This is a genomic window from Ferruginibacter sp. HRS2-29 (assembly GCF_024343615.1).
Taxonomy (GTDB): Bacteria; Bacteroidota; Bacteroidia; order Chitinophagales; family Chitinophagaceae; genus Ferruginibacter.
The window spans coordinates 71,054-95,020 of the sequence record NZ_RJUB01000003.1 but is presented as its reverse complement, the minus strand read 5'-3'; the positions used below and the strand labels follow the sequence as shown (position 1 = coordinate 95,020).

Annotated in this window: 16 protein-coding genes; 15 read left to right on the top strand and 1 reads right to left on the bottom strand. The window is 44.7% G+C overall.

Translation table 11 applies throughout. The features are described from left to right. Window positions 1–179 precede the first annotated feature (179 nt). The 5 genes from EGI32_RS01935 to EGI32_RS01915 all read left to right on the top strand — a co-directional run bounded on the left by EGI32_RS01935 (window position 180) and on the right by EGI32_RS01915 (window position 7,275). Window positions 180–1,637: a response regulator gene (locus EGI32_RS01935; RefSeq protein ID WP_255153673.1), complete on the top strand. Its 1,458-nt coding sequence runs from the start codon at window positions 180–182 to the stop codon at window positions 1,635–1,637. A 133-nt stretch (window positions 1,638–1,770) separates the two neighbouring features. Then, the gene (locus tag EGI32_RS01930; RefSeq protein ID WP_255153672.1) at window positions 1,771–5,373 is read left to right on the top strand and encodes a response regulator; all 3,603 of its coding nucleotides are present in this window, start codon (window positions 1,771–1,773) and stop codon (window positions 5,371–5,373) included. 137 nt (window positions 5,374–5,510) lie between these two features. Next, entirely contained in the window at window positions 5,511–5,897 is a 387-nt protein-coding gene (locus EGI32_RS01925) for a response regulator (protein WP_255153671.1), read from the top strand. Then, window positions 5,894–6,706 carry a protein-glutamate O-methyltransferase CheR gene (locus tag EGI32_RS01920; RefSeq protein WP_255153670.1) on the top strand — a complete coding sequence of 271 codons (813 nt, stop codon included), beginning with the start codon at window positions 5,894–5,896 and terminating at the stop codon, window positions 6,704–6,706. The genes EGI32_RS01925 and EGI32_RS01920 overlap by 4 nt, the downstream gene beginning before the upstream one ends. Continuing rightward, entirely contained in the window at window positions 6,688–7,275 is a 588-nt protein-coding gene (locus EGI32_RS01915; protein WP_255153669.1) for a chemotaxis protein CheB, read from the top strand. Before EGI32_RS01920 ends, EGI32_RS01915 begins: the two co-directional genes overlap by 19 nt. A gap of 50 nt (window positions 7,276–7,325) precedes the next feature. Here EGI32_RS01915 and EGI32_RS01910 read toward each other — a convergent pair whose 3' ends face one another. Beyond that, entirely contained in the window at window positions 7,326–7,706 is a 381-nt protein-coding gene (locus EGI32_RS01910; RefSeq protein WP_255153668.1) for a response regulator, read from the bottom strand. A gap of 166 nt (window positions 7,707–7,872) precedes the next feature. On the opposite strand from EGI32_RS01910, the gene EGI32_RS01905 reads away from it, so the two are divergent. The 10 genes from EGI32_RS01905 (at window position 7,873) to EGI32_RS01860 (ending at window position 23,956) form a co-directional block, all read left to right on the top strand. Further along, window positions 7,873–8,451: an RNA polymerase sigma-70 factor gene (locus tag EGI32_RS01905; RefSeq protein WP_255153667.1), complete on the top strand. Its 579-nt coding sequence runs from the start codon at window positions 7,873–7,875 to the stop codon at window positions 8,449–8,451. A gap of 159 nt (window positions 8,452–8,610) precedes the next feature. After that, window positions 8,611–9,747, top strand: coding sequence for a FecR family protein (locus tag EGI32_RS01900; RefSeq protein WP_255153666.1), 1,137 nt, complete (start codon window positions 8,611–8,613; stop codon window positions 9,745–9,747). 125 nt (window positions 9,748–9,872) lie between these two features. Beyond that, complete coding sequence (locus tag EGI32_RS01895; RefSeq protein ID WP_255153665.1) at window positions 9,873–13,187, top strand: TonB-dependent receptor; 3,315 nt, start codon at window positions 9,873–9,875, stop codon at window positions 13,185–13,187. Between the two features lie 18 nt (window positions 13,188–13,205). Further along, entirely contained in the window at window positions 13,206–14,690 is a 1,485-nt protein-coding gene (locus EGI32_RS01890; protein ID WP_255153664.1) for a RagB/SusD family nutrient uptake outer membrane protein, read from the top strand. A gap of 23 nt (window positions 14,691–14,713) precedes the next feature. After that, window positions 14,714–15,544 (top strand): LamG domain-containing protein, encoded by an 831-nt coding sequence (locus EGI32_RS01885; RefSeq protein WP_255153663.1) that lies wholly within the window; start codon window positions 14,714–14,716, stop codon window positions 15,542–15,544. Window positions 15,545–15,721: 177 nt separating this feature from the next. Then, entirely contained in the window at window positions 15,722–17,146 is a 1,425-nt protein-coding gene (locus tag EGI32_RS01880) for a glycoside hydrolase family 30 beta sandwich domain-containing protein (RefSeq protein ID WP_255153662.1), read from the top strand. A 35-nt stretch (window positions 17,147–17,181) separates the two neighbouring features. Continuing rightward, window positions 17,182–18,879, top strand: a complete 1,698-nt coding sequence (locus EGI32_RS01875; RefSeq protein ID WP_255153661.1) for a glucoamylase family protein — start codon at window positions 17,182–17,184, stop codon at window positions 18,877–18,879. An 82-nt stretch (window positions 18,880–18,961) separates the two neighbouring features. Further along, window positions 18,962–20,332, top strand: a complete 1,371-nt coding sequence (locus tag EGI32_RS01870) for a glucoamylase family protein (RefSeq protein WP_255153660.1) — start codon at window positions 18,962–18,964, stop codon at window positions 20,330–20,332. A gap of 17 nt (window positions 20,333–20,349) precedes the next feature. Beyond that, on the top strand, window positions 20,350–22,512 hold the full coding sequence (locus EGI32_RS01865; protein WP_255153659.1) for a glucoamylase family protein: 2,163 nt from the start codon (window positions 20,350–20,352) through the stop codon (window positions 22,510–22,512). A gap of 10 nt (window positions 22,513–22,522) precedes the next feature. Further along, on the top strand, window positions 22,523–23,956 hold the full coding sequence (locus tag EGI32_RS01860) for a glucoamylase family protein (RefSeq protein WP_255153658.1): 1,434 nt from the start codon (window positions 22,523–22,525) through the stop codon (window positions 23,954–23,956). Window positions 23,957–23,967: the final 11 nt, after the last annotated feature.

Here is a 23,967-nt window from a genome sequence, read left to right as displayed (position 1 = left end):
CGTAAAAATTTTTGGCACATTTTAGGATATCATAACCCATCCGGATAAAATCCAGGTGGAATTGTTGTGTGCGGATGTTATATAATATATAGGTTTTTTACCGCTATTCATAACGTATCTTAGCACACATTCAATAAAATATTAAAAATTTAACTGACTGTATTCATTAACCCGCAAGCATGATCCTGATTGTAGATGACCGGCCGGAAAACATTTTCTCCCTCAAGTCTATTCTTGAGTTGCATTCGTTCCCGGTAGACTCGGCAGGCAGCGGTGAAGAAGCCCTCAAAAAAACACTCAAGCAAAAATATGCACTCATCATCCTGGATGTTCAAATGCCGGGAATGGATGGTTTTGAAGTGGCGGAGATACTTTCGGGCAACAGCCAGACAAAAGATATTCCCATCATTTTTCTTTCAGCGGTAAGCACAGAAAAAAAGTTCATTACAAAAGGGTATAATTCCGGCGCTATCGATTATATCATCAAACCCATCGATCCGGATATCTTGTTGCTTAAAGTAAAAACATTCGTCCGCTTATACGAACAAAACCGCGAGCTCAACCTGATGCAGGAAAGCCTTCGGTCGGAAATAGAATTCCGCAAAAAGACGGAGCAGCAGATACAGGAAAAAGCCCAGGAACTGCACGGTATACTGGAAGCCATTCCGCAGATCGCTTTCACAGCGACTTCCGCAGGTTTGATCGACTTCGTAAATGAAAACTGGTACCTGTACAGCGATTCCATTACCAAATTCATTTCCAGCCATCCCGAAGACGCTCCTATAAAAGACCTGTGGAACAATGCCGTGATGTCGGGCAGGGAACTGGAAGCGGAAGTGCGCATCCGCAAGCTGAAAAGTGAGGTATGGCATTATCACCTGCTTACCGCGATACCCATCATCGAAAATGGTGCCGTGGTAAAATGGGTGGGCACATTCACCGATATCAATGAGCAAAAAATGGCGGTAAAACGTAAGGATGATTTTCTTACCATCGCGAGCCATGAACTGAAAACGCCGCTCACCAGCATCAAGGCTTATGTGCAATTACTCGACACTGTTACCCCGCCTGAAACGGAAACAAAACCTTATGTAGACAGGACTCTGATGCAGGTAAACAAACTGGATACACTCATCAACGATCTGCTGGATATTTCTAAAATTGAAAACGGCAAGCTGAATTTTGATCTGAAAGAAACGGATTTCGATCAATTGATCGACCGTACGGTGGAAATGCTGCAGCAGATATATCCTTCCCGGGATATCACCCGCGAAGGCAGGGCAGGAGTGAAAGTGATGGCCAATGAAGTGCGCCTCGAGCAGGTGATCATCAATTTTGTAAGTAATGCGGTAAAATATGCGCCCAATTCGAAAGAGATAAAACTCATCACCCGCAAACAGGAAGATGGAAAGGTTTATTTTGGCGTGCAGGATTTTGGTATCGGCATTTCCCGGGCCGACAGTGAAAATATTTTCAATAAATTTTTCCGGGTATCCGATACGGATTCAACGCCGCAGGGGCTCGGCATAGGGCTTTACATCTGCGCAGAGATACTGCGAAAACATCACGCCGGTTTTGGTGTAGAAAGTGAGCCGGGCAAGGGTTCCGTATTCTGGATCGAATTGCCGCAAAAGTAAAACCGATGCTGGTTGCTGGATACTGGATAGTGGATGTTCATAATTTTTGTGAACTGCTTCTTTCTTCGCTACGATAACCAGCATCCAGCATCCAGCAACCAGCATCACCTTAAAATAAAACTGTAACTGATTTATGAAGTCATCCCTGAACCGAAACCTTCTCATTGGATTCAGCATCTCACTGCTGATCCTGATACTTAGTTCCGCCGCATCTTTTATCAGCATCCGCAGCCTGCTGCACAGTTCGGCCGAAGTAGCGCATACCACTGAAGTGGTGCAGCATCTTGATCAGACCATTTCCGATATGAAAGATGCGGAAACCGGGCAACGTGGTTTTTTACTGACCGGCAAAGAAATTTTTCTCGATCCGTACAATGGCGCATTCGATAAAGTAAAAGTGCATATTTCAGCATTAAAAGAATTGACCATCGATAATAACATGCAGCAGGTAAGGCTGGCAGAGTTGAGCGAATTGGTAACACGAAGGTTTTCCAGTCTGCAGGCTTTGATAGATATGCGTAAAAATAATGCCCCGATTGAACTGAATGAATTGTACAGGGGTAAATCTTTCATGGATAGTGTGCGTGCCATCGTAAAAAATATGACGGATCGTGAACGTACGCTGCTTGATGCAAGGACGGCAACGATGAACAGGTTTTCCGCCTTTACACCTGTGTTGATAGTAGTTGCCGCATTTTTTGCGTTACTCATCACCATCGTGTTTTACCTGAAAGTGAAAAAAGACATTGCAGATAAAACAAGATTACAGGAAGAATTGCTGAACAAAGATATCGCCATCAGTAACCGTATAGAAATGATCAATCATATTGCCGGGCAGATATCTTCCGGCGATTACAGCGTTCGGGTACAGGATGCTGATACGGATAGCCTGGCCAGCATTTCAGGCGCACTCAACAAGATGGCACATTCGCTGGAGGTTTCCTTTACCGAGCTTGCCGACAGGGAATGGCTCAAGACCGGGGTAGCCGGCCTCAATGATGCAATACTGGGCGAAAATGACATGAACAGCCTTTCGCAAAAACTGATGAGTTTTATCTCGTCTTATACGGATAGCCTGGTGGGGGCATTTTATATCGCGGAAAGCGATGAAAGCTTTTCTTTGCAAAATGGTTTCGCCCTGGCCGAAAACCCATCCATGCAGACATTCAGAATGGGTGAAGGGCTTCCCGGAGAATGCGCCCGCACCCGTAAGATGATCGTGGTGAAAGATATTCCTGAAAATGAAATCAGCATAAGTTTTGCTGCCGCCAGCGTACAACCCACCAACATTGCACTGCTGCCCGTTCTTTACCAGGGAAATATCAAAGCGGTGATCGAACTGGGTTCTGTCAATAACTATACGGAAAGGGATAAAGCCTTTTTCGGCTCGATCGGGGAAAATATCGGCATAGCTGTAAATACTGTTCAGACACGCCAGAAGGTACAGGAACTATTGGAAGAGACACAGGCGCAGGCAGAAGAACTGATGAGCCAGCAAAGCGAGCTCGAACAGATCAACGTAGAGCTGGAAATGCAGGCACAGCAACTGCAGACATCGGAAGAAGAATTGAAAGTGCAGTCTGAAGAACTCATTGAAACAAATACCCTGCTGGAAGAAAGGGCAGGGATGCTGTCGCAACAAAATGAGCTCATCATTGAGAAAAATAATGAGATACAGAAACGTTCGGAAGAACTTGCCTTGTCTACAAAATATAAATCGGAGTTCCTGGCAAATATGTCGCATGAGTTGCGTACACCGCTGAATTCGATCTTATTGCTTTCGCGGCTGATGTCGGAAAACAATGAGCAAAATCTTACTCCCGACCAGGTGCAGTATGCACAGGTGATACAAAGTTCGGGCAATGGATTGCTGCAACTGATAGACGAGATACTGGACCTTTCAAAAATTGAAGCAGGCAAAATGACCATCGAGCCCCTGCCTGTACCGATCAGCGAAATGATCCATGATGTGAATGGCCTGTTTGAGCCGATGGCGAAAATGAACAACGTGGAGTGGAGGATAGATGTACATTCTAACGTACCTGCCGTAATAGAAACGGATAAGATGCGCCTGGAGCAGGTGTTGAAAAATCTATTATCGAATGCTTTCAAATTTACCCAGAAAGGATTTGTACAGCTTACGCTGAATTGTCCGGAAAACAGGCCAGGCTTCATTTGTTTTCTTGTAAAAGATTCCGGCATCGGTATCAGTTCAGATAAACTCGACCTGATCTTTGAAGCGTTTCAGCAGGAAGATGGCTCTACCCGCCGTAAGTTTGGCGGCACCGGGCTTGGATTATCCATCAGCCGCGAGCTGGCGAAATTACTGGGTGGAGAGATCACTGTTACCAGCACGCCTGGCGAAGGAAGCGAGTTTGTATTGTGCATTCCCGTACATTATGTGCAGTTTCCTGCGGGGGAAAAAGAGCCGGAACCAAAGGTTCAAAAGAAACAGGCAGCGCCCATAAGCGGTATCGGGATCAAAGCGGAAGACAAACGTTATCATACCGATATCATTCCCGAAGACATTGAAGACGATCGTGCAGTTATTACAGCCGATGACAAGATATTATTGATCATTGAAGACGATACCGCATTCGCAAAAGCGCTGGTGGAATATGCCCGCCAGAAAGGGTATAAGGCAGTGGCTGCTGTAAGGGGCGATGTGGGGATCGAACTGGCGAAACAATATTTACCTGCGGGGATCTTGCTCGATATCCAGTTACCTGTGAAGAATGGCTGGGAAGTATTGGAAACCCTGAAAAACAATGCGGCCACCAGGCATATCCCGGTTCATATCATGTCTTCTTTTGAAGTGAAAAAAGAAAGCCTGTTGAAAGGTGCGATCGATTTCATCAACAAGCCGGTAGCGTTCGAGCAGCTGAATACGATATTTGATAAGATAGAATTTGTATTGAGTAAGAAAGAGAAAAAAGTACTGATCATCGAAGAGAATTACAAACATGCTAAGGCATTGGCTTATTACCTCGGCACTTATAATGTGCATACAGAGATCAACCAGAGCCTCGAAGACAGTATCACTTCGTTGCACAAAAGTGAAGTTGATTGTGTGATACTCGATATGGGTATTACGGATAATAGTTATGAAGAATTGCTGGAAAAAGTGAAACAGAGCGAAGGGCTGGAAAGCATGCCGGTGATACTTTTTACCGGCAAACAATTATCGCAGCCGGAAGAGTTCAAGTTGAAAAAATATGCAGACGCGATCGTATTGAAGACCGCTAATTCTTACCAGCGCATCCTCGATGAAGTGACCCTCTTCCTCCATATGGTGCAGGAGAATAGTAAAAAGGGGCTCCCTAATTTTGAGCATTCCGTAATGCAGGAAAGTGTGTTGAAAGGAAAAACTGTACTGCTTGCGGATGATGATGTGCGCAATATTTTTTCCATGACAAAAGCGATGGAGAAATACGGGCTGCGCATCATTCCGGCGATGGATGGTAAGGAAGCGATCGATCTGCTGACAGCAAATTCTGCTATCGACATCGTACTGATGGATATCATGATGCCCGAGATGGACGGTTACGAAAGCATCCGGAACATACGTAAACAAAAGCGCTACAAAAATCTTCCTATCATAGCAGTGACGGCAAAGGCGATGAGTGGCGACAGGGAAAAATGTATTGCGGCAGGCGCTTCGGATTATATTTCCAAGCCGGTGGACATGGATCAGCTGGTATCGTTATTGAGGATCTGGTTGTATGAGAACAGGTAGGGAATGGTGAAAGGTGAATAGTGAATAGTGAATAGTGAATAGTGAATGGTGAAACTATCGGTTTTTTTTAGCGGGGTGAAAATTTCAGGCTTGCGCTTTGATTCGTGTAATTCGTCAAATTCGTGTAATAAAAATATATGCATAAAAAGATCCTCATCATCGATGACGATGAACGGAACATATTCGCGTTGAATGCTGTACTGAAAGCCAGGAATTTCAACTGCCTTTCTGCTTTCAGCGGACAGGACGGATTGCAGCTGCTCAAAGAAGATCCGGCCATAGATGTGGCTTTGGTAGATATGATGATGCCCGGTATGGATGGGTACGAACTCATCGGGCAGATACGCCATGAGCCATTGCTGCGGCATCTTCCGCTGATAGCAGTAACAGCGCAGGCTATGCCAGGCGACGAAGAAAAATGCCTTGCAGCGGGTGCTGATGGTTATGTATCCAAGCCCGTGGATGTAGATAAATTGCTGCAGGTGATGGGGGGATTGCTTACCGGAAATAATTCGAGAGGATGACAACAAATGAAGAACTGGAAGGTTTACTGGAAGAGATCATACAATATTATGGGTATGATTTCACCGGTTATTCTCGGGCATCGCTGATGCGGAGAGTGAATGCCTTTTATGTAAAAGAAAGGTGTAACAGTTTTGCCGACCTCAGGCAAAGGGTATTGGAAAACCAGGCATTCTTTATTCATTTCGTAGAGGAAGTTACGGTGAATGTGACGGAAATGTTTCGCGATCCGGGATTCTACAATACGCTGCGGACCGAGATCGTGCCTGTGCTCGCCACTTATCCGTTCATCAGGATATGGCATGCCGGTTGTTCAACAGGCGAAGAAGTTTATTCCATGGCCATACTTTTAAAGGAAGCAGGTTTGCTGCACAAAGCGATCCTCTATGCAACCGACCTCAATCAGAAAGTATTGGAGAAAGCCAAGGCAGGAATTTTTCCGATGAGCCAGATGAGGCAGAATTCGGAGAATTATATCAAGGCCGGTGGCCGGCACGAATTCTCTTCTTATTATACCGCTAATTATAATTTTGCCCGGTTCGATAAGGCTTTGTCTGATAAGATGGTTTTTTCCACGCACAACCTGGTGTCGGATTCTTCTTTCAACGAATTTCAGCTGATACTCTGCCGTAATGTGCTCATTTATTTCGACAAGGATCTGCAGGCGAGGGTATTGCAATTGTTTGATAAAAGCCTGGATTCATTGGGTTTCCTGGCACTGGGTAGCAAAGAGTCGCTGAAGTTTTCGGCCATTGCGCCCTATTATTCGCAAATAGCTAACAAAGAAAAGATATGGAGAAAGAAACGATGACTTCTCCCGAAAAACTGATCGTGATCGGCGGCTCTTCCGGTAGCCTGGAAGTGCTGATGAATCTGCTGCCGCTGTTAGGTAAGCGGCTACCCGTTCCCGTTATCATCGTATTGCACCGCAACAATCAATCGGATAACGGCCTGGTAGAATTATTTGCCAGCAAGACAAAACTCACCGTAAAGGAAGCTGATGAAAAAGATATCCTTGTGCCTGGCACGGTTTACATTGCGGCACCGGATTATCATTTACTCATAGAGCAGGATAAGACACTTTCGCTGGATGCTTCCGCAAAAGTGAATTTCAGCCGTCCGAGCATTGATGTCACGTTCAGCTCTGCAGCCGATGTATTTGGAAAAGGTCTTACAGCCATACTTTTATCCGGTGCTAACGCAGATGGCGCCGATGCCATGATCTATGTAAAGGAATGCGGGGGGAAACTCATTGTGCAGGATCCCGATGAAGCATTAGTTGGGTATATGCCGAGGCAGGCGATAGAACAGAATGATGTGGATATGATTTTAGGAGTGGTTGAAATTGCAGAATGGATAAATACAGAGTTTAGGGATTAGAAGGTTGTTCAAACCGAAGATCTTTCTAAACCCTAAACCCTAATCTCCTGCTAAACCAGATTTGCTCTGAATTTCTCGGCTGCTTCCGTCACCAACGCCTGCAGGTCCGCTATTTCAAAAGGTTTTTTCAGCATGTAATCTGCACCGGCTTCGCGGGCTAATTCTTCCACGTGGCTGTTGGCGCTGAAAAATACTACGGGGATATTTTTAAATTCTTCGGTGCTCTTCAAAAACTGAACGGCTTTCACGCCGCCGATATCCGGGAGCCAGTTATCCATCAATATCACATCCGGTTGTTGTTGTTCAACATCCTGGGTGATCTCGCGACAATTATCCCTGCACGATACTTCAAAGCCACGCATCTTTAAGATCGCGGCGGTTACTTCCAGGATATCCTTGTCGTCATCGTAGATCAATATCTTATAAGCCATAAATAAAGTTGTTTCAATGCGGTTGTTTGACCGTTTTCTGAAAAATCAATCGGGCTGTAAGTTAATTATTTTGAAGCTATTATTGTCCATATTGCATTTTTTCATTGCTTCTATTTGAGAAATACTATTTTTACCTACCTTTAAAAAATCAAATTGTTTTGCCGCAATGTCAAAAACCAATGACATACATACTTCTATAGAGGACCTGCAAGTTTCATTTGCCGCCAGCGGCGATACGGCTATTTTCGAAAAATTATACCTGCTGCTTTACCGCGACCTGCACAGGTTTGCTTTCAGCATCATCAAATCCCAGCATATTGCCGAGGAGGTTGTATCTGATGTGTTTGTGCAACTCTGGAAAAAAAGGGCCTCACTTCCCGAGATCAAAAACCTCCGGGTATTTCTCTATGTGGCAGTAAAAAATCTTTCCCTCACTTATTTATACAAGGCAAAAAAGCAAAAAGTCTGCTGGATAGAAGAATATGCCAATGGAACAGATATCCAGGTAACTACGGGTAATTCAGATGAATTATTGATTGCCAAGGAGTTATCAGGGAGTTTGCAAAAAGCTATCAACAATCTTCCCGATAAATGCAAAGCGGTCTTCAAGCTGGTGAAAGAAGACGGGCTCAAATACGCAGAAGCAGCCAAAGTCCTCAACCTGTCTATCAAAACCGTTGAAAATCAAATGGGTATAGCCCTGAAAAAAATTGCCACGGCGATGAAATCATACCGACACGTTTAGGGATCAGGGATTAGAGTTTAGAATTATTCGCTGTTAGAACGACCTCTAAACCTCTCCTAACCCCTAATCTCTAATCCTCTTCAAATTCTTAAAAAAAAGTTAACGTCCCTTTGGGGGTATCCTTCCATTTTTAAGTCCTTCCATGTATAAACTGCCATATTGGACGAAAACAGGTTCTGGATATTAGCTTCCAAACAGATTGCTGGAGAGCTTTCGGTTGATGAAACAACTGAACTGGAGTTGTTATATATACACTATCCCCAATACAGGGATATCATTTCCAATCTTGCTATTTCCCATAAATACAAACAACTGACAGCGGAAGCGGAAGAAAAAGCCCTTCGCAACCTTCGTTTGAAAATTGCTTCTGTAGAACCGCTCAGTGAAGAAGTTCAAGATACATTACCTGTTGAGTTGCCGGAAGAACAGGAACAACCACGTAGTTTCTGGGCTACTTACAAAAAGAAAATAGTCTTATCGTCTTTTCTTGTTACGGCAGGATTGGCGTTGCTGTTCATGATACTCTCCGGTAACGGTTCTGTAAAAGAAGATACCCTCAAACATTCGGAGAACAATATCGCCACCCGGCCGGGATCCCGCTCGCAGGTGAAATTGCCGGATGGAACGAATGTTATCCTGAATTCTGACAGTAAACTGAGTTACCCCGATAATTTCCTTGGCAATACCCGTGAGGTGACGCTGGAAGGGGAGGCTTATTTTGAAGTGACAGAAAATAAATCCAAGCCGTTTGTGATACACCTTCCGGCGATGGATATAAAAGTGTTGGGCACCACTTTCAATGTAAAGGCATACCCGGGTGAACAATCTTCGGAAGCCTCGCTGATAAAAGGTTCCATAGAAGTAACACTGAAGAACCGCCGCAACGAAAAGATCATACTCAAGCCCAACGAAAAAATATCGGTGCTGAGTACGGGCGAAAATGAAAATTCTGCCCTGGCCAAAGATGTTAAATCTGCAGATCCAAAGCAGCACAATACCACTGTGGCTCCCCTTATAGCTGTAGCCCACCTGGATATGGATGAGAAAGAACATATCATCAAAGAGATCGGCTGGACACAAAACAAGCTGATGTTCCGCAATGAAGACCTAGGCGCTATCGCAACGACCTTACAGCGTTGGTACGGACGACCAATAGATATTCAATCGGAGAAACTGAAAAGCCAGAAGTTTACCGGCAATTTCAACAACGAAAGCCTCATGCAGGTAATACAGGCGCTGCAGGTTTCTTATAATTTTAATTACAAGACAGAAAATAATTCCATCATCATTTATTAATTAAATACGATCTATGCCATAAAACGAAAAGACAAACATCCAAAACCAGCACCGGGCTGCAACCCGGCACTGCTAAAACCAAAAAAACGATTAATTAGCTATTGTTTAATCTTAAAAAGTAAAACATGATTATTGCCAAACAAATTGCTTTCTTCAGAAGTGAGAAATTCAGGAGAAAGGTGATGAATAGCATGAAGCTGGTATCTACAGTACTGCTTCTGTTCTTCATGCAGTTATCGGTACAGGCAAAGAGCCAGAGTAAGATAACCCTCAAATTAAAAAGTGTTGACCTCACCAAAGCGATCAGCATGCTGGAAAGTAAAAGCGAATACCGCTTTGTGTACAACAACAGCCTTATCCCTTCTGAATTGAAAATTGATGCGAATTTCAGGGAAGCGGATCTTCCGGAAGTGTTGAGTACCTTGCTTAAAAACTCCGGTTTGTCTTACAAAATGATGAAAGATGACCTGGTTGTTTTGTATAAACCAACCGGAAATGAAGTGGTGGCCGATGTCCGTGTAACGGGTACGGTAACTGATGAAAATGGCCGTCCGTTAGCGGGTGCCAGCGTAAATGTAAAGAACGGCGGCGGTGTTTCTACCGATGGTAATGGTAACTATAGCCTGAACGTGGCAGATAATGCCATCCTGGTATTCAGTTATGTTGGTTACGAACCAAAAGAAGTAGCAGTAGGTGGCCGTACAGATGTAAGCGTTCAATTGTTCCCTTCTATCAAAACCGGCGAACAGGTGATCGTGGTTGGTTATGGCAGCCAGAGGAAAATTGATGTGACCGGTGCAGTTACAAATATCAAAGGGGAAGAATTGGCAAAACAGGCTTCCATCAACCCGATCGGCGCTTTGCAAGGTAAAGTGGCGGGTGTGCAGATCACTAACTCCGGGGCTCCGGGTGCTTCACCTGAGATCCGCATCCGTGGTGTAGGTACCATCTATGGTACTGCAAGCCCGTTGTATGTTGTTGATGGGGTATGGTATAATGATATCTCTTTCCTTAACAATAATGATATCGAAACATTGAGTGTATTGAAAGATGCATCCAGTGAATCTATCTACGGTGTAAGGGCCGCCAATGGGGTGGTCTTGATCACAACCAAAAAAGGACGTGCCGGCAAAGCTGTTGTTAACTACAACGGTTATGTAGGTTTCCAGACGGTAACCAACCAGGTGAAAATGGCTAACGCAACCGAATACGCCACTATCATCAACGAATTATATGCACAAAATGGTGCTCAGCCTTTGTTTGCCAATACCAACTTTGGTAAAGGAACAGACTGGTACCACCAGATAATGAGGGATGCACTGGTAACCAGCCACCAGGTTTCTGTAAGTGGCGGTACGGATAAATCCGATTACAACCTGTCATTGAGCTACCTCAACCAGGATGGTAATGTGGAAACCAATAACTACAAAAGGTATACAGCCCGTTTTGTAAATAATTTCCAGATCATCCCTAACCTGAAAATAGGGTATAACATTACAGGTGCATTCAGCAAATCGAATGACATCCCGGGTGGTATCTTCCACCAGTTGTACGCTGCAGGTCCGGTAGTACCTGTATATTACGCAGATGGTACATATGGAGATCCAAGCGATTACGCATTGGGTGATGGTAATAACTTCAACCCGCAGGTAACGATCGATTACTTCAACCAGAAATCACAGAACTACCGTTTTACCGGTAGCGTATTCGGTGAATTCAAATTCGCGAAACATTTCACCCTCCGCAGCAGTTTCGGTGGTGAGTTCGGCGATGGCGATGTACGTGGTTATACCCCGGTATATACCGCTACATTGAAACAACGTAACCTCATCAGCCAGCTGAGCATCAATAAAAATCAGACAAGAAACTGGATATTGGAAAATACCGTTACTTATGATAATAAATTTGGCGACCATACTTTCAAGGTACTGGTTGGCCAGTCTGCCCAACGCAATAAATATTATACAGTGACAGGTACCGCACAAGGTGTTCCATACAGCAGTGAAGGCGATCTTTACCTTGCTTTAGGCAACAATGCCACAAGGAATGTGGTAGATGGCGGTTCATTGAACACCAGCACTTCTTATTTCGGAAGGTTGAACTATGCTTACAAAAACAAATATCTCCTTACGGCTTCTATGCGTGCGGATGCGAGCTCACAGTTTTTCGGCAGCGACCTTTGGGGTTATTTCCCTTCAGTAGGTGCGGGCTGGGTGATCAGCAAAGAAAAATTCATGGAAACCCAGAAAATTTTCAGCACATTGAAACTCAGGGGTAGCTACGGTAAGATTGGTAACAGCGTAGTACCTATCAATCCTTCCGTATTGACCGTTAACCAGGGTGCATACCTTACAGCGATCTTTGGCGGTGCAGCTTATACAGGTGCAAGCGTTAACTCTATCGTTCCTCCATTCATCAAATGGGAAACAGGTGTTGGTACGGATATCGGCCTCGAAGCTGGTTTCCTGAACGACGCTTTGACTGTTGAGATCGATTGGTACAATAAAAAAACAGAAGATGCGATCTTCGGTATTCCGGTACTAACTTCCATCGGTACAGGTTCTGCCTCTATCATTGGTAACCAGGCTACCTTCCAGAACCAGGGTCTTGAATTTGCAGCATCATGGAGAAGTACCATCAACAGCAACCTGAGCTATTCAATCGCTGGTAACTTCAGTGCCAACGAAAACAAAGTATTGAAAGTAACCACAGGTGCTAACCCGATCTATGCAGGTGGCGCAGCTTCTACAGGTGGTGGGCTTGCAACACGTACCGTACTCGGACAGCCGATCGGCCAGTTCTACGGATACCAGGTAGCAGGTATTTTCCAGACACAGGCTGAAGTAGATGCTTCTGCACAGAAGATCAATACCAAACCAGGTGATTTCAAATATGTTGACCAGAACAACGATGGTGTGATCGATGGCAGGGATAAAGTTGCTTTGGGTAACCCGAATCCTAAATACACTTATGGCCTCAGCACCAACTGGGCATACAAACAATTTGATCTTACAGTTGACCTGCAGGGTGTAGCGGATGTAGACGTTTACAATGCTAACCTTGGCCTGAGGTATGGTAACGAAAACTTCTCTAAAGAGTTTTACGACAACCGCTGGCATGGTGCAGGTACTTCCAATACTTACCCTTCTGCAAGCATCGGTGGTGGCAACAACTACCTGCCGAATTCCTTCTATGTAGAAAGCGGAAGCTATTTCAGGATCAGGAACCTGCAACTGGGTTATACCATCGCTTCAAAAATGACCGACAGGTGGGGTATCAAAAAGATCAGGGCCTATGCAAATGCGCAGAACATCCTGACTGTATTCAAATACAACGGTTTCTCTCCTGAAGTTGGTGGTACACCAACCAATGCCGGAATCGATGCGAATGTATATCCGTTGTTTGCTACTTATAACTTAGGTGTAAACGTTACTTTCTAATAAATAAACAGTTTCGATATGAAAAATAATAATATTAAAAGAGTCGCTTCAGCTTCGGTACTTGCATCGATGCTGTTGCTTGGGGCATGTAAGAAAACTTTTCTTGATGTGCCTCCGCAGGCTACACAGCCAAGCGTTGAGTTCTGGAAAACTCCGGAAGATGCTGCCAAAGCGGTGAACGCGATGTACGCCAACCTCAGGGAATGGAAGAACGTATCATTTGCACCTATCGCCATCGAAAGCATGGGTTCCGATGATGCTGAAAAAGGAAGCAGCCCGACGGATGCAACTTTCTTCAATTCTTATGACAATTTCGGTATCAGCCCTACAGATGGCCAGCTGGCTGATTTCTGGACAGGGCAATACCAGAATATCAATTTCGCCAACCAGATACTGGACAACGTTCCTGCTATCACCATGGACGAAACATTGAAAGCACGTTATTTCGCGGAAGCGAAATTTGTAAGGGCATATTCTTACTTCAGGCTGGTGCGTGCCTTCGGCGATGTGCCATTGAGGTTGAATGTACCTAAAGATGCCTCTGAATATAACCTTCCACGTACGCCTAAAGCGGATGTATGGGCAGCAATTGAAAAAGACCTGACCGATGCCGCAGCAGTATTGCCACAGTCATACCCTGCAGCCGATGTAGGCCGTGCCACCAAAGGTGCCGCTCTTGGCCTGCATGCAAAAGTTGCTTTGTATCAGAAAAAATGGGCAGATGTACTGACCTATACCAACCAGGTAATGGGAATGGGTTATCAGCTGTATCCTGATTACGAAGCGCTCTTCAGGGTGGCGAACGAAAACAGCGTGGAATCTATCTTTGAGATCCAGGCAAAATACATCGCAGGTAATTGCGACGCATCCAATTCCCAGTACTCACAGGTACAGGGTGTAAGGGGATCAGTTGGCGGCGGCTGGGGTTTCAACGTTCCTACTGCTGACCTCGCTGCTTCTTACGAGCCAGGCGATCCACGCAGGGATGCTACCATCATCTTCCGCGGAGAAACTACCCCTGAAGGTGATGTGATCCCGGCAACTGGCGACAACCCGATGTACAACCAGAAATCATATGTTCCGTTTGGTCAATACCCGGGTGCATGTAACGAAGGTGCTGAACAGAATATCAGGGTAATGAGGTATGCAGAAATTCTGCTGATGAATGCAGAAGCTGCCAATGAATTGGGCGGTGCAAATACAGCACAGGCGCTTACTTCATTGAACGCGGTAAGGGCACGTGCAAGGGGTTCAAACCCATTGACAGTATTGCCGCCGGTAACTACTACCGATCAGGCCACGCTGCGTGCCGCTATCTATCGCGAAAGGAGGTCTGAAATGGCAATGGAATTCGATCGTCTTTTCGACGTGATCCGCCAGGGCCGTGGTCCCGCAGTATTCGGTAGCAAAGGTTTCGTGGCAGGTAAGAGCGAACTCATGCCGATCCCGCAGAACGAGATCGATCTGAGCGCAGGCTTATTGACGCAAAACCCGAATTATTAATCATTACTCATAAAAATATTGATATGAAAAAAATATCTTTCAAAATGATTTTGGGTAGCCTGACGCTCGGCCTTGCGCTGGCTTCGTGCTACGACAAATTCGATCCGAAGACATACGCGCCACCGTTTACCATTAGTGGTTACTCAAGCGTATCTCAAATACAACCTGCTAACCTCGTAGGGTACTGGTCATTTGATGGAAGCCTTGTGGATAGCGTATCGGGAACTTCAGGTGTTAATACAGGTACCAGCTTCACACCTGGTTTCAAAGGACAGGCAATGCAGGGTGGTATCAATAAATATGTTCAATTTACTCCAGGCGCAGCTATCAAAGCACTTACGAGCATGACTTTGAGCTATTGGGTTAAAAATCCACCGCCTTCAGTCGGGATCGTTGGTACAGTATCTTTATCTCACAATGGAAATTTCTGGGGTGATATTGATGTATTCTATGAAAATGGAAGTACAGCCACCGCTGGTAAATTAAGGGCTTTCATTTATAATGGAACCGGAGACAGGACCATTTCAAAGGATGGTATCAATGGCTTGTTTGATGCATGGACAAACATTACGATCTCTTACGATGGTGCTACATCTACCGCTAAAGTTTACAAAGATGGTAACCTGATCCATACACAAACTTTTGCCGGTTACGGTAATCTGAATTTTACCAACTCAGGTAATCTGGTGTTTGGATGTACCCATTTTATGACTACTCCATCTTTGACCAATCATGGTCCTGAACCATGGGCAAGTTTCCTTACAGGCCAACTGGATGAAGTTCGTCTTTACAAATCAGTATTGACCGATCAGGAAGTGAACGCTATGGTGATCCTTCAGGGTAAAGGGAAATAAAATTTAATTTTAAAAGGGTGCTTCGGTAAAATCGAGCACCCTTTTTTAATCTTCACCACGATATAATTAAGTACCTTTAAGGCTGTCATATTTCAACAATGACAGCCTTAATTTTCTCTTTCCGATAAAGTGTGAAATGGAGAAAAATTATCCGGTTGCCCACCAAATAAACAGATCATGATTCAAAGAAAAACAGTTGCGGTCGCAGCTCATTTCCTGCTTGTTTGCCTGGCATTACTGGCAAGAGAAAATGTGTACAGCCAGCAGGTGAAAAATACCGGAGTTGAATATTGGCTTACCAAACCGGATCAGTCGGCATTGCTGCAGCAGCAACCAGCTATCCCATTCTCTGTTCAGAAAAGTGATCATCCCGTTATTACCATCCAGCCACAAAAAACATTTCAACAGATCGACGGCTTCGGCTACGCCCTCACCGGCGGCAGTGCCTGGCTGATCAACAACCTCGAACCTTCAAAGAAGAAAAAAATACTCAACGAATTATTCAGACGTGATAAAAATTCCATCGGTGTGAGTTATATACGCATCAGCATCGGCGCTTCCGATCTTGATTCAGTAGTGTTCAGTTATGATGATATGCCTAAAGGGCAAACAGATGTGCAGCTGAAAAATTTCAGCCTGGCACCCGATGAAGCCAATCTTATCCCCGTTTTGAAAAAGATACTGGCCATCAATCCGAAAATAAAAATATTAGGTTCACCCTGGAGCCCCCCGGAGTGGATGAAAGATAATGAGAACTCAAAAGGCGGAGAACTGCTGCCAAAATATTACAGCGTGTACGCTAACTATTTTGTGAAATACATTCAGCAGATGAAAGCAAAAGGAATTCCGGTGGATGCCATCACAATACAGAATGAACCGGAAAATCCGAAGAACAATCCCAGTCTTTGGATGACAGCCTTGCAACAGGCAGACTTCATCAAAAATCATCTTGGCCCAGCTTTTAAAAAAGCAGGTATCAAAACGAAGATCATTTTGTTTGATCACAACTGCGATCACCCCGAATATCCCATCACCATACTCAATGATAAAGAAGCAAGAAAATATATCGATGGCTCGGCGTTCCATTTGTACGTAGGCGAAGTGGAAGCGATGTCGGCTGTGCACAAAGCGCATCCTGACAAACATCTTTACTTCACCGAGCAATGGACCGGGTCAAACGGCACTTTCGATGGCGACCTCCAATGGGCCATCAAAAATGTGATCATTTGCACCATGCGCAACTGGAGCAGGAATGCGCTTGAATGGAACCTGGCCAACGATCCGGAGTTCAAACCGCATACGCCGGGTGGCTGCACCGAATGCAAGGGCGCACTTACGATAGGCCCCGGCAACGATATCAAAAGGAATGTGAGTTATTATATCATTGCCCATGCTTCAAAATTTGTTCCGGCCGGCTCGGTGCGTATCGAAAGTTCGTTGCCTGCAAATCTGCCAAACGTAGCATTTAAAACACCTGCGGGAAAAACAGTCCTGCTGGTGCTGAATGAAAATAAAACGGACGCAATATTTAATATTGAATCAAATAAAAAACAGGCCACGGCAAATATTCCTGCCGGGGCTGTAGCCACTTTTACCTGGTAATTGCTGAATACTGTTTTGAATAAAAAATATAACCGATGAATATTATCATGAAAACAAAAGGGTTGTTGGTTTGCCTGGCTTTGCTGGTATGTTTTAATTCCTGCAAAAAAAGCAGTGATGGAGGTGGCCCTACACCGCCTGTGGATCCCCCGCCGGCAAGCTTTTCGTTTAATTCTGTAAGAGTAAATGGAGTAAGTTCCGGTTTGAATTATATCGGGTTAAATGCTAGTCCTGTCATAAAGCTTTCATTCAATGCGGCATTGAGCAGGACCAGTGTAGCCAATGGCGCTATCAGTTTCAGGAACAACAGCAATGCCACGGTGTTGACAACATACAGCTACGAAAACGGCGATAGTACTGTAGTGCTTCAGCCAACAGCACCATTACCTTATTTAGCAAAATATTCCATACTCGCATCAACAGGTCTTAAATCTGCAACAGGTGGAAATCTCCTTTCTGCGGTCACCATCAATCTTACCACCGGGATTGATTCTACAAGAAAATTTCCTGACATCACCGACAATGCATTGCTGGACCTCGTACAAAAACAAACGTTTAAATATTTCTACGACTTCGGACATCCGGTAAGTGGATTGGCAAGGGAGCGTAATACCTCCGGCGAAACCGTTACCAGCGGAGGTTCCGGTTTCGGTATCATGGCACTGATCACAGGCGTGAGCAGGAATTTTATCACACGTGCCGAAGGGTTGGCGCGTATGCAAAAGATAGTAGGGTTTTTGAAAAATACGGCGCAAACCGTAAAAGGCGCTTACCCGCATTGGCTCAACGGTACAACCGGCGCGATCATTCCTTTCAGCGCTGCAGACAACGGCGCCGATCTTGTTGAAACATCTTATCTCATCCAGGGACTTATCTGCGCCCGTCAATATTTTTCCAATGCAGGTGATGAAGCCACGTTACGGGCCGATATCAATACGATCGTGAACAGGGTAGAATGGGATTGGTTCAGGCAGAACAACCAGAATGTTTTGTACTGGCATTACAGCAATACCGGCGGGTTCAGCATCAATATGAAGATACAGGGGTGGAACGAATCGCTCATCACATATGTATTGGGGGCATCTTCTGCTACACATAGCATTCCGAAAGCTGTGTACACCAATGGCTGGGCGAATAATGGAGGTGCAGGATTTGTAAACGGAAATACTTATTACGGCTACACGTTGCCGTTAGGTCCCAATCTCGGCGGCCCGTTATTTTTTGAACATTATTCTTTTCTTGGTATTAATCCAAACGGATTGACGGATGTATATGCTAACTATGCTACGCAAACGAAAAATCATACACTTATCAATTACAATTATTGCAAAGCCAATCCGAAAAATTATTACGGCTATAGTGATTCTGTATGGGGACTTACTGCAAGTGATATTTCCGGTGGATATACCGCGAGTTCTCCCACCAATGATGTAGGGGTAATAGCGCCAACAGCGGCACTTTCATCTTTTCCTTATACCCCCACCGAATCAATGAAAGCATTGAAGTTTTATTATTATGTACTTGGCGATAAACTTTTCAAGGAATACGGATTTGTCGACGCTTTCTCCCTGCATGATCAATGGTTTGCAGATTCATATCTGGCGATCGACCAGGGGCCGATCATAGTGATGATAGAAAATTACCGCACTCAATTATTGTGGAACCTGTTTACCAGCGCACCTGAGGTAAAAGCAGGCATGACAGCGCTTGGTTTTACAGCACCGTATTTATAAAAAAACCTCCGGGGTTTTTAAAACCCCGGAGGTTTGGACCTTGAACCTTGAACCTTGAACTTTCAACTTTTAACCTGATAGTATGAAACATTTCAATTTCATTCTTGTACTCCTTATTACTGCTACCAGCTTTTCCTGCGAAGCGCAGAAAAAAACACCGGTATTCGATCCGCTGAAACGGCCGAAGAACTTGTCGGATACCGCTTTGATAGAGCTGGTACAAAAACAGACCTTTCGTTATTTCTGGGATTTTGCACATCCTGTAAGCGGTCTTTCGAGGGAACGCAGCAATGAGAATTTTGGTTACGGAAATGATGTGGTGACCAGCGGTGGTACGGGTTTCGGTGTAATGTCGGTGATCGTGGCAGCAGAAAGGAACTGGATCAGCCGTGATACCGCGGCCAAATTTCTTCTGAAGATGGTTAATTTTTTACTCAAGGCAGACAGCTATCACGGCGTGTTCCCGCATTGGATGAATGGCAGCACCGGCAAAACGATCCCATTCAGCAGAAAAGATGACGGGGCAGACCTTGTTGAGTCATCCTACCTCTTCCAGGGATTGCTTTGCGCACGGCAATATTTTAATAATAAAGACAATAGGGTAGAAAGGGAATTGCGCAGCCGAATCAATTGGCTGTGGGAGGGTATAGAATGGAACTGGTTTACGCAAGGTGGCCAGGAAGTGTTGTACTGGCATTGGAGCCCCAATAATGGCTGGGCGATGAATTTCCCGGTACGTGGTTTCAACGAATGCCTCATCATGTATGTATTAGCGTCTGCGGGTGACCGTTATCCTGTGTCGTCGGCAGTATACCATCGCGGCTGGGCAGAAAGTAATTTTTTCACCAACGGGAAAACTTTTTACGGGTATAAGTTACCGTTAGGTTTCGATTATGGCGGCCCGTTATTTTTTTCGCAGTATTCTTTCCTGGGGCTTGATCCCCGTGGATTGAAAGACAGGTATGCCGATTATTGGGAACAGAATCAGAATCACACACTCATCAATTATTCGTATTGCGTAGACAATCCAAAACAATTCAAAGGCTATGGTCCCAATTGCTGGGGCCTAACCGCAGGAGATACTTACGATGGATACAATGCCTATTCACCTACCAACGATGCAGGTACGATAACGCCGACAGCAGCGCTTTCAGCATTTCCATACACCCCCGATAAATCAATGAAAGCACTGCGCCATTTTTATGATGACCTCGGCAATAAGATATGGAGCGAATACGGATTCGTGGATGCGTTCAACGAAACAAAGAACTGGTATGCTGAATCGCATCTCGCCATCGACCAGGGCCCCATCATAGTGATGATGGAGAATTACCGCACCGGGCTTTTGTGGAAACTTTTCATGAGTTGTCCGGAGATACAGGCAGGATTGAAAAAGTTTGATTTCAGAAGCCCATGGCTGGTTCCGCAAAAAAGTCCCGCTATATCCGATTAATCTTTAAAACCGATTGCATGCTGAAAAAATTATTCGCCATTTTGGCTCTTGCATCCTCCCTTGGCGCTGGTGCGCAGGAAAAATTATACAACTACGATTTCTTCACCAATAGTATGATGGAAGGAAATTATTTTTTCAGCAACACAAGTTCCAAAGGAAATTCATTCATTGCGCAGCAAAAAAATAAACTTCCGGTAAGTGGCGAATTTTTTTTTACCCCCGGCAATTCTCTGCGCTTGCAATACATCAATGGTTCTACAGGTACCTGGAGGGCTTCCGTTTTTCACCAGGAAAAACGCGGCATGGATTTTTTCCGTAAACCTACATTCCTCTCTTTTCATATAAAAGTAGAAAGCGACAGCACTTATGATAAAGATCTGCCGCTGGTGCGTTTCCAATACACAGATAGCACATATAGCAAACCGGTTTCTTTCCGGGTAAAAAAAACAAAGGACTGGGAAAGTGTACTCATCCATACCAGCACTTTTGGAAGTGAATTATCGTACCCGAACAGGGTGATTGCTATCGTTTTTGAACAGCAATCGAAAGATGGAAAGAGTAATACGATATATATCGATGATATCGGTTTTACAGTAAAAGAATTTTTCCAACCTGTTGCAAAAGCGCCGCAGTTATTGTCTGCAAAAGGGTATGCAAAACATGTAGACATTACCTGGCTAAAAGATACATCATCTGCTATTCGTTATGTACAGGTCTATCGGTCTGAAGAGGGACGGGCATACAACCCTGTAGGGATACAGGATGCAGCGATCGGACGTTATTCGGATTACACTGGTGAAACAGGTAAAAAATATTCTTACAAGATCAGTTACCTGGGAAATGATTTCCAGGAATCCCCCATGTCGGATATTGTTGCTGCCGCTACGAGAACGATGACAGATGGCGAATTATTAGACATGGTGCAGGAAGCATCCTTTCGTTATTACTGGGAAGGAGCTGAAAACTTCAGCGGGCTGGCAAAAGAAAATATTCCCGGCAGGCAAAGTATGATAGCTTCCGGTGCTGCAGGTTTTGGGTTGATGGCCATCATTGCGGCCACTGAACGTAAATTCATCACACGCGAAGAAGCGGTAGAACGATTTGTGAAAGTGGTGAACTTTTTATCGAAGGCAGAAAAATTTCATGGCGCTTTTCCTCACTTCATCAATGGCCCGGATGGAAAAGCAGAGCCGTTTTTCGGAAGGAAAGATAATGGCGCCGACCTCGTGGAAACTTCCTTTTTGATGGAAGGGTTGCTGGCAGCCAAACAATATTTTTCGGCGGATAATGAAAAAGAAAAATTCATCCGCGATAAGATCAGTGATCTCTGGCTTGGTGTGGAATGGGATTGGTTCAAACAATATCCGAACAGCAAATTCCTTTACTGGCATTGGTCCCCGGACAAACAATGGGTGATCAATCACAAACTCATCGGCTGGAACGAAACCATGGTAACTTACCTGCTGGCCATTGCTTCACCCACACATGGCGTTCCGGCATCGATGTATTATTCAGGCTGGGCCAACCAGGATTCAACGGGGCAGCAATATCGTTCTGCATGGGGCGGAACAACTGATGGATCAAAGTACAGCAATGGCAAAACTTACTTTGGCATCAAACTCGATGTAGGGGTTTCAAACGGCGGCCCGTTGTTCTTTACACATTATTCTTACATGGGCTACGATCCCGCTTACCTGAAGGATAAATACACGAATAATTATTTTGTCAATAACCAGAATATCGCGAAGATCAATTATACTTATTGTGTGGAGAACCCGAAAAAATACCTTGGCTACAGTGATAGTGCATGGGGGCTTACTGCCAGTGACGGGCCTTTCAGTTATTCTGCCGATGAGCCTAACATCGCCCAGGATCATGGAAAGATCGCCCCAACAGGCGCCATTTCATCTTTTCCATATACTCCTGTTGAATCGATGAAAGCACTCAAAAATTATTATTACAATCATGGTAAATTTCTTTGGGGTGAATATGGTTTCAGGGATGCATTCGACCTCACCAACAACTGGTGCTCTGAAATATACATGGGATTGAACCAGGCTCCCATGACGGTGATGATAGAAAATTACCGGTCGGGATTGATCTGGAAAATGTTCATGGCAAATCCGGAAGTGATGATCGGGTTACAAAAATTGCAAAAAGAAACAAGCATCACGAAATAAAAAATTACAGATGATGAAAAGCTTTTTATCGATTGTATTGCTCCTTGCATTGACAAATGTGAATGCCCAGAAAAGTGTATCGCTCACAAAAGGTAAATATGGAAACGGTCCGGATAGCATCGCACCAACAGGGATCATGCGTGGCGTGAGCGACAGCATTTTGCTGGATATCGTTCAGCGGCAAACATTCAGGTTCTTCTGGCATGGGGCGCATCCTGTAAGCGGATTGGCGCTTGAAAGAGACAATACGGTACATGCTGAATATTACTGGGATTACATCAATGAAGCATACGATGAACCCAACCTCAGTAAAGGTACATTTGGAAAAGACGCCTGCGCTATCGGCGGAACAGGATTTGGCATCATGTCGACCGTAGTAGCGGTCAATCGCGGCTGGATAGGAAGGGATACGGCATTGGGCCGACTGATAAAGATCGTCGACTTCCTCATAAAAGCAGATTGTTATCATGGCATCTATCCCCATTTCATGAATGGCATTACCGGCAAAACGATTCCATTCGACCGGATCGATGATGGAGCAGATATTGTAGAAACTTCCTATCTAATGATGGGATTGCTCACCGCCAAAGAATATTTTAATGGTACCACACTGAAGGAACGTTATTTTCAAAAAAGGGTAGAGCAGATGTGGAATTCCGCCAACTGGAACTGGCATACCAACAACGATAATAAAAACCTGTACTGGCATTGGAGCCCGACAAATGATTTCCAGATGAATTTTCCTGTATACGGGTATGATGAAGCGCTCATCACTTATATCATGTCGGCATCTTCCAAATGGCACCCCATATCAAGAGAGGTATACAACAATTGCTGGGTAGGCAGCCCCTCGTGGAAAAACGGCAAAGAATATTACGGCTACACGTTACCGTTAGGCAACTTCGATAAAGGCGGCCCGTTGTTTTTTGAGCAATATACATTTATGGGAATCGATCCCACCGGGCTCACCGATGATAACAGGATCGATTATGCTTTGCAAACGAAGAACCACACACTCATCAATCGGGCATACTGTATCGAGAACCCGAAAAAATTTAAAGGTTATGGAGAGAATTGCTGGGGCCTGACAGCAGGTGACAGTTATAAAGGCTACGTGGCGCATTGCCCCGAGGTTGACCTCGGTGTAATTCAACCTACCGCCGCCCTGTCTTCATTTCCTTTTACGCCCGAATATTCGATGCAGGCCCTGAAACATTTTTATTACAACCTCGGCAGTAAGATCTGGAGCGATTACGGATTCGCCGATGGTTTCAGCGAAGAAAAAAACTGGTATGCAAAAACGCACCTGGCCATCGATCAGGGGCCGATCATCGTGATGATAGAAAATTACCGGAGCGGATTGATATGGAAATTGTTCATGCAAAATAAAGATGTGCAGAATGGTTTGACAAAGCTTGGTTTTAAAAGTAAATGGATTAAGTAGGCTGAAGCCCC